Annotated in this window: 9 protein-coding genes and 1 pseudogene; 2 read left to right on the plus strand and 8 right to left on the minus strand. The window is 70.0% G+C overall.

Going from position 1 to position 10,244, the window contains the following annotated elements:
* From LQV45_RS11245 to LQV45_RS11270, 6 genes and pseudogenes are all read right to left on the minus strand, one after another.
* Positions 1 to 288 (minus strand): annotated as a pseudogene (locus tag LQV45_RS11245) (hypothetical protein); the annotation flags it as partial.
* A gap of 77 nt (positions 289 to 365) precedes the next feature.
* On the minus strand, positions 366 to 1,379 hold the full coding sequence (locus LQV45_RS11250; protein WP_230007097.1) for an aldo/keto reductase family protein: 1,014 nt from the start codon (positions 1,377 to 1,379) through the stop codon (positions 366 to 368).
* A 200-nt stretch (positions 1,380 to 1,579) separates the two neighbouring features.
* The gene (locus LQV45_RS11255) at positions 1,580 to 2,728 is read right to left on the minus strand and encodes a glycerol dehydrogenase (protein ID WP_230007098.1); all 1,149 of its coding nucleotides are present in this window, start codon (positions 2,726 to 2,728) and stop codon (positions 1,580 to 1,582) included.
* A gap of 29 nt (positions 2,729 to 2,757) precedes the next feature.
* The gene (locus tag LQV45_RS11260) at positions 2,758 to 3,798 is read right to left on the minus strand and encodes an NAD(P)-dependent alcohol dehydrogenase (RefSeq protein WP_230007099.1); all 1,041 of its coding nucleotides are present in this window, start codon (positions 3,796 to 3,798) and stop codon (positions 2,758 to 2,760) included.
* Positions 3,795 to 4,577 (minus strand): iron-sulfur cluster assembly protein, encoded by a 783-nt coding sequence (locus LQV45_RS11265; RefSeq protein WP_230007100.1) that lies wholly within the window; start codon positions 4,575 to 4,577, stop codon positions 3,795 to 3,797. Before LQV45_RS11265 ends, LQV45_RS11260 begins: the two co-directional genes overlap by 4 nt.
* Positions 4,577 to 5,620 carry an amidohydrolase family protein gene (locus LQV45_RS11270; protein WP_230007101.1) on the minus strand — a complete coding sequence of 348 codons (1,044 nt, stop codon included), beginning with the start codon at positions 5,618 to 5,620 and terminating at the stop codon, positions 4,577 to 4,579. Before LQV45_RS11270 ends, LQV45_RS11265 begins: the two co-directional genes overlap by 1 nt.
* A 165-nt stretch (positions 5,621 to 5,785) precedes the next feature.
* Here LQV45_RS11270 and LQV45_RS11275 point away from each other — a divergent pair, with 165 nt between their 5' ends.
* Entirely contained in the window at positions 5,786 to 7,246 is a 1,461-nt protein-coding gene (locus tag LQV45_RS11275; protein ID WP_230007102.1) for a GAF domain-containing protein, read from the plus strand.
* Between the two features lie 10 nt (positions 7,247 to 7,256).
* Here the strand turns inward: LQV45_RS11275 and rlmN are convergent, their stop codons facing one another.
* Positions 7,257 to 8,540 carry a 23S rRNA (adenine(2503)-C(2))-methyltransferase RlmN gene (gene rlmN / locus LQV45_RS11280; protein WP_230007103.1) on the minus strand — a complete coding sequence of 428 codons (1,284 nt, stop codon included), beginning with the start codon at positions 8,538 to 8,540 and terminating at the stop codon, positions 7,257 to 7,259.
* Between the two features lie 208 nt (positions 8,541 to 8,748).
* Between rlmN and LQV45_RS11285 the strand changes: the two genes are divergently transcribed.
* The gene (locus LQV45_RS11285; protein WP_230007104.1) at positions 8,749 to 9,594 is read left to right on the plus strand and encodes an HAD family hydrolase; all 846 of its coding nucleotides are present in this window, start codon (positions 8,749 to 8,751) and stop codon (positions 9,592 to 9,594) included.
* 95 nt (positions 9,595 to 9,689) lie between these two features.
* Here LQV45_RS11285 and LQV45_RS11290 read toward each other — a convergent pair.
* A partial coding sequence (locus tag LQV45_RS11290; RefSeq protein WP_230007105.1) for an SDR family oxidoreductase occupies positions 9,690 to 10,244 on the minus strand: 555 nt, incomplete at its 5' end.

A 10,244-nucleotide genomic window follows, 5' to 3' on the forward strand; every position in this document is an offset into this window, starting at 1 on the left:
CTCGGGGATCTGCTCCGGCTCGGGGTCGCGCGGGGGTTCGAGCGGCTCGGTGTCCGCTGCGGCGGGGTCGACCTGCGCGACGGGAAGGGTCTCGTCGTCACCGGCGGACGGCGCACCCCAGGGCTCGATGGTGTCGTCGGGGGCCACGTCGTCGGCAGCGGACGCGGTGTCATCGCGCTGCTGAGCGAGGATGTCGTCGAGGTACTGGGGCTCGCGTTCCTCGTCCGTCGTGAACTCGATGCGGCCGTCGGAACCGAAACGGCCCGGCCGGTGAGCGGAAAAGGACATTCGCACAGAGTACGACGGGATTCCTGCGGTCTGCTGAGCGGGGCCTGAGGCACGACCCAGGCCCCGCTCAGCGGGTATCAGACCAGGCGTGCCTTCGGCGAGACCTCGTACGTGTTCTCGGGGTCGGAGAACACCGCGTCGCCCAGGGCCGTGTCGATCGCGGCCAGGGTGTCGGCATCGAGCTGCACGCCCGAGGCCTTGACCGTGTCGGCGAGCTGCTCGGGACGCGAGGCTCCCACCAGCGCGGCGGCGATGTTGGGGTTCTGCAGCACCCACGCGATCGCGAGCTGCGGCATCGTGAGACCGGCTTCGTCGGCGATGGGCTTCAGCCGCTGGACGGCCTCGAGCACATCGTCGCGCAGGAAACGCTTGATGAAGGTGGCGCCGCTCTTCTCGTCGGTCGCGCGCGAGCCGTCGGGAACGGGCTGCCCGGGCAGGTACTTGCCGCTGAGCACGCCCTGCGCCATCGGCGACCAGACGATCTGCGAGATGCCGAGCTCTTCGCTGGCGGGGACGACCTTGCCCTCGATGACGCGCCACAGCATGGAGTACTGCGGCTGGTTCGAGATGAGCTGGATGCCGAGCTGCTTCGCGAGCGCGTGGCCCTCGCGGAGCTGCTCGGCGGTCCACTCGGACACGCCGATGTAGAGCGCCTTGCCCTGGCGGACGATGTCGGCGAAGGCCTGGAAGGTCTCTTCGAGCGGGGTCTCGTAGTCGAAACGGTGCGCCTGGTAGAGGTCGACGTAGTCGGTGCCGAGGCGGGTCAGCGACCCGTTGATCGACTCCATGATGTGCTTGCGGCTGAGCCCGGTGTCGTTGGGACCCTGCGGGCCGGTCGGGAAGTACACCTTCGTGAAGATCTCGAGCGACTCGCGTCGCTGGCCCTCGAGGGCCTTGCCGAGAACGACCTCCGCCGCCGTGTTGGCGTACGTGTCGGCCGTGTCGAACGTCGTGATGCCCGCGTCGAGCGCGGCGTGCACCGTCTTGATCGCGGCGTCGTCGCCGACCTGCGAGCCGTGGGTCACCCAGTTGCCGAGGGTGATCTCCGAGACCTTGAATCCACTGTTGCCGAGATAGCGATAACCGACCATGGGTCAACGCTATCGGCGGCCACCGACATCGAGGGCCGGACCGCGACCTTCCCGGCCGAGCTCCCGTCCGCCACCGACCTCGCGGCCGGACCGCGACCTTCCCACGCAAGGTCGCGCCAGCACCGACCGCGCGGCCGGACCTCCCGTGCCGGGGGCGCGGTCGACCGGGGGCGGAGAATGGTCCGCCCCCGGTCCCCCGTTCAGTGCCGGGCGACGTACGGGACGGGCTCGGGCAGCTTCGCCTCCTCGCGCACACGGCGCGCGAGACGCTCGATCGACGACAGAGCGGCCACGACATCGGCCGCACGCACCTCGAAGGGCATCGAGTGGATCGTCTCGCCCGGGACCGTCGCGAGATCGGCCACTTGCGTGAGCTCCGGCGAGTCGGCCTTCAGCCCGATCTCGGTGAGGGTCGTGGGAAGCCCCACGCGCGTGGTGAACTCGATGAAGTCCCGGATGTCGGCGGTCGGCGCCCCCTCGAGGATCAGCTGGGCGACCGAGCCGATGTTCACCTTCTGTCCGTGCGCGAGTCCGTGCGTCTGGGGAGCCGCGGTCAGACCGTTGTGAATGGCGTGCGCCGCAGCCAGACCGCCGGACTCGAATCCCAGCCCCGACAGCAGCGTGTTGGCCTCGATGACGCGCTCGACGGCGGGGGTGACCACGTGGTCTCGCACCGCGTCCAGAGCCGGGAGCGCGTTCTCCCACAGCACGTCCCAGCTGAGACGGGCCAGGGCCGTCCCGGTCTCGGTCGGCAAGCCGCCGGCCATGGTCTTTGAGGACGAGCGCGAGGTGGCGCGGGCCTCCAGCCACGTCGCGAGGGCGTCACCGACTCCGGCGGCGAGGAAGGCGGCTGGCGCATTGGCGACCAGCTGGGAGTCGACGAGCACCAGATCGGGATTGCGCGGGAAGAAGCGGTACTCCTCGAACGCGCCGTCCTCGGTGTAGACGACCGCGAGCGCGGAGGTCGGCGCGTCGGTGGATGCCACGGACGGCACCGTCACCCAGCGGATGCCGGCGAGGTACCCCGACGCCTTGACCGCGTCGATGGTGCTGCCTCCGCCGATCGCAACGACGACGTCGGCTCCGGACTCGCCGATGACGCCCACGAGCCGGTCGATCTCGCCCGAGCTGGGGATGCCGTTGAACTTCTCGCGGTGGACGGGCAGACCGGCTGCCGCGAGCGAGGACTCGACGTCGTGCCCGACGAAGCCCCACACGACGTCGTCGGCGACGAGGAGGGGAGTGGACCCGATCGGGGCGAGGAACTCGCCCAGGCGGGTGATGGCGCCGGGGCCCTGGACGTAACGTCCGGGGCTGATCACGGTCCGGATGGGAAGGTCGTGCGACATGTCGTGCTCCTGTGTTCTTTCGGGTGGGTTCACGGGATGAGGATGGCGCGGCCCCGGACGCGACCGGCGTCGAGGTCGTCGATGGCGCTCTGGAAGTCGTCGAGGGCGTACGTGACCGTGTGCAGCGTCACGAGGCCCCGAGCGGCGAGTTCCATGAGTTCGGTGAGATCGGTGTAGCTGCCGACGAGGTTGCCGATCAGGTTGATCTCGGTCGAGATGATGTCGATCGTGGGCACGTCGATGTTCTCTCCGTAGCCGACGACGTAGAAGTCGCCGGCGCGGCGCAGCATGCGGATGCCCTCCGCGGTCGACCCGCCCTCGCCGACGAAGTCGATGACGGCGCGGGCACCCTGCCCGCCGGTGAGCTCGAGCACGCGATCGACGTGGGAGCCGTCCGCGGATGCCACGACCGTGTGATCCGCCCCCAGCGACGTCGCGAGTTCCAGGGCGGCGGGGTTGCGGTCGACCACGATGAGCGTCGACGCGGTGAGCGCTGTGAGCACCTGGATGCCGATGTGCCCGAGCCCTCCCGCACCGATGACGACGCACTGGTCGGCGGGACGGAGCGTCCGCGCCGCCTTCGCGGCGGCGTGATACGCGGTCAGACCCGCGTCGGCGAGAGCGGCGACGTCGGCGGGCTCGAGGCTGTCCGAGATGCGCACGACGCTGCGCGCGCTCGTCTTGAGGTACTCGGCGTACCCGCCGTGCGTGTCGATCCCGGGGAACTGGCTGTTCTCGCAGTGCACGTCGTCGCCCGCACGGCACGCCCGGCACAGTCCGCACGTGATCAGCGGGTGCACGATGACCTTGTCGCCGACCTGCACGTTCGTGACGGCGGTGCCGATGGCATCCACCCATCCGGCGTTCTCGTGCCCGATCGTGTACGGCAGCGCCACGCCCGACTTCTCCGACCACTGCCCCTCGAGGATGTGCAGATCGGTGCGGCAGACGCCCGCGCCGCCGATGCGCACGATCACATCGAACGGGCCGGTGATCTCGGGGACGGGCAGTTCCGTGAGCTGCAGATTCTGGTGGTAGTCGACGACCTGGACGGCTCTCATGGTGGTCATGCGACGCTCTTTCGTGTGGCACGGACGAGGGAGGAGACGGGAAAGAAGTTCTCGGCGGGGCGGGCGGACTGGTCGCCCTCCGCGCCGGGATAGCGGGTGGCCAGCAGCCCCCGGCAGAAGTGGGCGTTGCCGTCGATCGAGATCCGGGTCGATCGAGCGCGGCGGAGTGCGAGAGCGGCGGAGGCCGGCGCACACGGCACGCCGCGCTCGTCGACCAGGACGACGGCGGCGCCGTCCAGACTCAGCCCGATGCCCGCGCGATGCCGCAGCAACGCCGCCTTCGCGGCGTCGTCGGGCAGGTCGTCGAGCACGACGGCGGCCACGCCGTGCTCGTCGATGTCGTCGCGCGCGCGCAGCAGCGCGGTGAGGGCGCGCTCCATGGCCGCGGTGTGCGCTTTGCGCTGGAACGTCGCGCGCAACTCGTCGAGGTCGCTCTCGGCCTCGTGCCGGAAGGTGCCCCGGTAGCCGGCATCCGCCGCGAGTCCGCGATTGATGATCTCGGAGTCGTGGTGGTCGTCGATCTCGACCACGACGTGCCCGGCGTGCGGAAGCGCGGTGAGCGCGTCCTTGGCATCCGAGGCCATCAGGTAGGCGAAGTTCGGCGCGCAGAAAGAGGTCGGCAGACGCAAGTGCACCTCGACGCGATCGTCGACGATGCGCACCGAGCGCACGAATCCGAGGTCGGTGATCGCCTCGTCGAGTTCGGGATCGACGACGGTACCGAGGGCGTCCCGCACGTCCGCCTCGCTGAGGAGCGGACGGTCCACGACGGCGCTCATCACACGGCCGCCAGGTCGGCCCGCTCCGGCTGACGCGGCCCGGTCTCGGTCTCGTCGGCGTCGGGCAGCTGCAGCTCGGCGGGGACGGGGATGCCGTACATCTTCGCCGCGTTCAGTCCGAGGATCTTCCGCTTCTGGTCCATCGTGAGCGGGGCGTACTCGGTCATGTCCTCGGGGATCTGGAAGTCGACGAACGCCTCGATCAGCCACCGCGGCGTCCACAGGGCGTAGTCGCTGGAGAACTGGATGCGGTCCTCGCCGATCCAGTAGATGAGCTCGCCGATGATCTGCGCGAAGTAGCGCGGCCGCGTGTGGATGAACGGCATCGCCACGGCGAGGCCGCCGTGCACGTTGGGTTCCTGGGTGCCGATCCAGCAGAAGTCCTCCAGTCGCGGCAGCCCGACGTGCTCGACGATGAAGTTCAGGTCGGGGAAGTCGGTGGCGACGTGATCGATGTCGGCGACGTCGAAGGCATCCCGGTCCAGGGGACGGATCGTGGGCCCCTTGTGCACGTGGATGTTCCGGATGCCGAGTTCTCGGCACGCCTCGAAGTAGCGGTACGCCCAGGGGTCGTCGAGCTTCCACCCGCGGGACTCGCCGTGCCATTCGGCGGTGTAGAGCTTCACGCCCTGCAGGCCGAAACGCTCCGCGTCGGCGCGCAAGCGGTCGAGCCCCGCCTCGCCGTACCGCGGATCGAAATTGTGGTTGTAGGTCAGCTTCCCGGGGTTCGCCTGCGTCAGCGCCCACGCCTCCTCGGTCTGCCCGAACCCGTTCCGGTAGAACTCGCTCAGACGAGCCGGTTGGAAGATGGCGTGATCGACGTACCCGTCGGTGAAGAGGTCCTTCATGAACCTCTCGCCGCCCTGGTAGAGGTACTCCTCGTACGTCCACTTCTCCGCATCCGGAGAGAGGTTCGCGTGATAGTCGTAGAAGCAGTCGATGAACTGCTTGCCGTGGATGTTGCGCTGATTCTCGGGTCGCGCATCCCACAACGCCACATGGGCGTCGACGATGAAAAAGCTCTCGCCGTCCTTCTGATACATGACTGCTCCTTTGCTTCATGCTCCGGACCCTCGGTCCTTGCGGCCACGGTAGAACGTTCGGCACACGGCGCCCCCGGGCGGCCGTCTCAATTTGAGACGGCTGTCGATGACTTCCTCCGCGCGCCGTTCTAAACTCGTGGCACCCGGATCACTGCAAAGGCGCAGATGAACATCAACCCCTTGCCCTCACGCGCTCGGGTGCACTCGGCACCGCCCGCGAGCGTCCCGCCGCGCCTGCTGGCATCCTGGCGCCGCAGTGAGAACTACGGCGTTCCCCTCGACGGCGTGCAGCCGGTGTTCACCGGCACCGCCGACGACGGGTCGCTGTTCACGGAGTGCGGACGCGACGTGCTCTCCGACCTGCGTTCGACCCTCGACGGCGAACCGGTCAGTCTCATGCTGACCGACGCGGAGGGTGTGGTGCTGGAACGCCAGAGCGGCGACAAAGACCTGATCAAGGCCTTGGATCACGTCAACCTCGCGCCCGGTTTCTCGTACTCCGAGCGCGAGGCGGGCACCAACGGACTCGGCCTCGCGCTCGCCGACCGGATGCCGTCCCTCGTCCGGGCCGACGATCACTACTCGCTGAGCCTGCAGGGCTACACGTGTGCGGCAGCCCCCATCTTCGACCCCGCCACCGGCCGGTTGGAAGGCGCGATCAACCTCACGACGTGGTCGGATGCGCGATCGGGACTGCTGCTGGCGCTGGCGCAGACCGCGGCGACGGCGACCGCGAACCTCATGCTCGCGCGCTCGCAGGGCCAGCGGCCCCGGCCCGCCGCCCGGGGGCAGGTATTCCGCATCGAGGCCTTGCGGCGGTCGCCGGGCGACGAGGGTGCCCCGACGCTGTCGCCGGCGTGGGAGGACGCGCTCGCACAGGCCCTCGCCGCGATGCGCCCCGGTCGCATCGTCGCGGCGGTCGGAGAACGCGGGAGCGGCCGCGCCACGCTGCTGGCCCAGGCCGAGCGCCACGCCGATCCGCGCGGTCACCTGCTCGCCGTGCGCGCCCCGGTCCCCGACGAAGCGCTCTCCTGGCTCTCACTGTGGACGCCCGAGCTGCGCCACGCCCGCACCGGCTTCGTGATCTGCGACACCGACGACCTGCCCGCGGCGGCGGCCGAACGCCTCGCCGCCTCGCTGTCGACCGCGCGAGACACCGTCGCGGGCACGTACGGCGTGACGGCGGAGAGCTTCGACGCGCTCCCGGCTGCCCTCGTCCCGCTCATCGACGCGATCGTGCAGGTCCCGCCGCTGCGAGAGCGCACCGGCGACATCCTTCCGCTCGCCGACCACCTCGCCCGGCGTTTCCGGGGCCGGCCGGTCCGTCTGACCCCCGGTGCCGCCCGAGCACTGACCGACTACGCCTGGCCGGGCAACGTCGCCGAGCTCGCGACCGTCATCCGGGATGCCGCGTCACGCACCGACGAGATCGACGTCCGCCATCTGCCCTCGACGCTGCTCGCCCGCGCCGAGCACCTGCCACCCATCCGGGCCTTCGAACGCGACGAGATGGTGCGTGTGCTCACCCGCCCCGGCATGACCGTCGAGCAAGCCGGCCGGGAGCTGGGGATGAGCCGCGCCACCGTGTACCGCAAGCTCGCGCTCTACGGCATCCGCCTGTCGTAGCGGTCTCGCGTCAGGCGACCGGTGTCGCGGCGGCCGCGGCCTCGTCGTCTTCGGTCGCGACGAGCTGCCCGCACGCCCCGTCGATCTCTTTGCCGCGGGTGTCGCGGAGGGTCGTCGGGATGCCGGCGTCGTTCAGCCGTCGCACGAACTCGTTCTGCACCGGCACGTCGGAGGCCGTCCAGATCGAGCCCGGCGTGGGGTTCAGCGGGATGGGGTTCACGTGCACCCAGCCGCGACCGCGGGCGTTGAGCTTCTCGGCCAGCAGGTCGGCGCGCCAGGCGTGGTCGTTCATGTCCTTGATCAGGGCATACTCGATCGAGACACGGCGTCCGGTCTTGTCGAAGTAGGCGCGGGCGGCATCCAGGGCCTCGTCGACCTTCCAGCGGGAGTTCACCGGGATGAGCTCGTCGCGCAGGTGATCGTCGGGCGCGTGCAGCGAGAGGGCGAAGGTCACCGGGATGTCTTCGTCGGCGAGCTTCTTGATCGCCGGGACGAGCCCCACGGTCGACACCGTGATGCCGCGCGCGCTCATACCCAGACCGTGCTCCTTGTCGACCATGACCCGCACGGCCTGCATGACGCGGGCGTAGTTCGCCAGCGGCTCGCCCATGCCCATGAAGACGATGTTCGACACGCGGTCGAGCGAGTGGTCGTCGCTCTTCTTGCCGCCGAGGCCGCCCTCGGCGATGAGGCGGTTGGCGCGCACGATCTGCTCGATGATCTCGGCCGCCGACATGTTGCGGGTGAGCCCGGCCTGCCCGGTCGCGCAGAAGGGGCAGTTCATGCCGCACCCGGCCTGGCTCGACACGCACAGGGTGATGCGGCCCGGGTAGCGCATGAGCACCGACTCGACGAGCGCGCCGTCGTGCAGCTTCCAGAGGAACTTGATCGTGTCGCCGCGGTCGGTCTCGAGGCGCCGCACCTCGGTCAGCAGCGGCGGCAGCATCCCGGCGACGAGCTCGTCACGACCGGATGCCGGCAGGTCGGTCATCGCGGCCGCGTCGGAGGTGTAGTGGGTGAAATAGTGCTTCTCGAGCTGCTTCGCGCGGAAGCCGGGGAGCCCGAGCTCCTTCACCTTCGCGACGCGCTCGTCGGCCGTGAGGTCGGCGAGGTGGACCGGGGGCTTGCCGCGCTTAGGGCTGGCGAACTGCAGCAACGGGCGGCCGGTCTCGTCCTTCGCCTGCTGCCAGCCTTCGGTCTTCGGGCGCACCTGACGGATGCCGGTGTCGGCCGGGGCCCCCGCGGGACGCACCTGCCGGGGCTTGGTCTCGCGCACGGGGGTCTGATCGGTCATGCCTTCCAGGGTACCGGCGAGCACCTGCACCCCGGCTGGGCGCCTTATCTCGCGTGAGGGGTCAAAATCTGTCGCCTGGGAGCCCCCTCGGCGACAGATCCTGACCTCTCACGCGACGAGGACGCGCCGGTACGGTTGCTGGGGAGCGGCCTGCCTGCCGCCTCAAGACCCGACCGCCATGGCCCGGCGGCCGACCCACGGAGTGCACATGACCCGCATCGCCTTCCTCGACGTCGACGGCACGATCCTCGAGCACGGCTCGTTGATCGCCCCGTCCACCGTGACCGCCATCCGCCAGGCGCGCGCGAACGGCCACCTCGTGTGGCTGTGCACCGGCCGCGCCGAGGGCGACATCCACCCCGACGTGAAGGCGATCGGCTTCGACGGCGCCATCAGCAACGGCGGCGCCTACGCCACGCGCGACGGCGAGATGGTGGTCGCGCACCCGATGCCGCGAGCCGACGTGGCCGCGATCGAGGAGTACTTCCAGGCCCACGGCATCCACTACTTCCTCCAGACGCACGACGCGGTCTTCGCCTCGCCGGGCGTCGAGCCCGTGATTCGCGAGTACGTGCGCGCGCGGCTGGCCGAACGTGCCGCGGAGCTGGCCGCGCAGGGCGTCGACGCCCCCGCCACGACGTCGATCCCGCGTGCGCGTCCCCTGGCCGAGATCGACCGCGATCGCGTGGCCAAGGCCGTGTTCATCAGCCCCGCTGTCGACACCGTCGCGCACGGCGCGCAGGAGCTGGGCGAGAGGTTCCACGTCATCCCGGGCTCGATCCCGCTGCCCGGCGGATCCAATGGCGAGATCGGTCTCACGGGTGTCACCAAGGGCTCGGCGATCCTCGAGGTGCTCGAGCTCCTCGGCCTGGACGCAGCGGATGCCATCGGCATCGGCGACAGCTGGAACGACGTCGAGATGTTCGAGGTCGTCGGCACGCCCGTCGCGATGGGCAACGCGGAACCGGAGCTGCAGGCCCTCGCCGGTCGCGTGACGACGGCGGTGCTCGACGACGGGGTGCACAACGCTTTCGCGGAGCTGGGGCTGCTCTGAGGTCGGCGCCGCCCCACCGATAAACGCTCTGGCGAGTGAGACACGCCTCCGCGCGGCGTTTCCCACTCGGCAGAGCGTTTATCGACCCGGGGGCGTCAGTCCAGGAAGATGTCGGGGTACAGCGCGGCGTCGGGGGTGCCGGGGACCGCGGCGTAGCCGGAGAAGTCGGTCACACCCGCGGCCTCCAGCACGTCCTCGACGATCAGCGTCTGCCCGGTCAGCTCGCGCGCGGGCGCGGTCAGCACCTCGTACGCGGCGTCGGCGTAGATCTCCGGCGTGCGGGAGACGGCCATGAGCCGGTCGCCGCCGATGACGTTCTGCACGGCCGCCGTCGCGATCGTCGTCCGGGGCCACAGGGTGTTGGCCGCGATCCCGGCGTCCGCGAACTCCGCAGCCAGGCCGAGGGTCGCCATCGTCATGCCGAACTTCGCCAGGCTGTAGCCGGTGTGCGCGCCGAGCCACTTCGGCGTGACGTTCAGGGGCGGCGACAGCGACAGGATGTGCGGATTCGCGGCATCCTTCAGCATCGGGATCGCCGCCCGCGACAGCAGAAACGTCCCGCGGACGTTCACGTCCTGCATGAGGTCGTACTTCTTCGTCGCGAGGTCGAGCGAGCCCGACAGGTCGATGACGCTGGCGTTGTTGACGAC

Source organism: Microbacterium sp. Bi128, from assembly GCF_918698205.1.

What these genes read in the sequence shown, in the direction of transcription:
- LQV45_RS11250 (WP_230007097.1), bottom strand. Translation starts at nt 1,379, where the DNA reads ATGGTCGGTTATCGCTATCTCGGCAACAGTGGATTCAAGGTCTCGGAG.
- LQV45_RS11255 (WP_230007098.1), bottom strand. Translation starts at nt 2,728, where the DNA reads ATGTCGCACGACCTTCCCATCCGGACCGTGATCAGCCCCGGACGTTAC.
- LQV45_RS11260 (WP_230007099.1), bottom strand. Translation starts at nt 3,798, where the DNA reads ATGACCACCATGAGAGCCGTCCAGGTCGTCGACTACCACCAGAATCTG.
- LQV45_RS11265 (WP_230007100.1), bottom strand. Translation starts at nt 4,577, where the DNA reads ATGAGCGCCGTCGTGGACCGTCCGCTCCTCAGCGAGGCGGACGTGCGG.
- LQV45_RS11270 (WP_230007101.1), bottom strand. Translation starts at nt 5,620, where the DNA reads ATGTATCAGAAGGACGGCGAGAGCTTTTTCATCGTCGACGCCCATGTG.
- LQV45_RS11275 (WP_230007102.1), top strand. Translation starts at nt 5,786, where the DNA reads ATGAACATCAACCCCTTGCCCTCACGCGCTCGGGTGCACTCGGCACCG.
- rlmN (WP_230007103.1), bottom strand. Translation starts at nt 8,540, where the DNA reads ATGACCGATCAGACCCCCGTGCGCGAGACCAAGCCCCGGCAGGTGCGT.
- LQV45_RS11285 (WP_230007104.1), top strand. Translation starts at nt 8,749, where the DNA reads ATGACCCGCATCGCCTTCCTCGACGTCGACGGCACGATCCTCGAGCAC.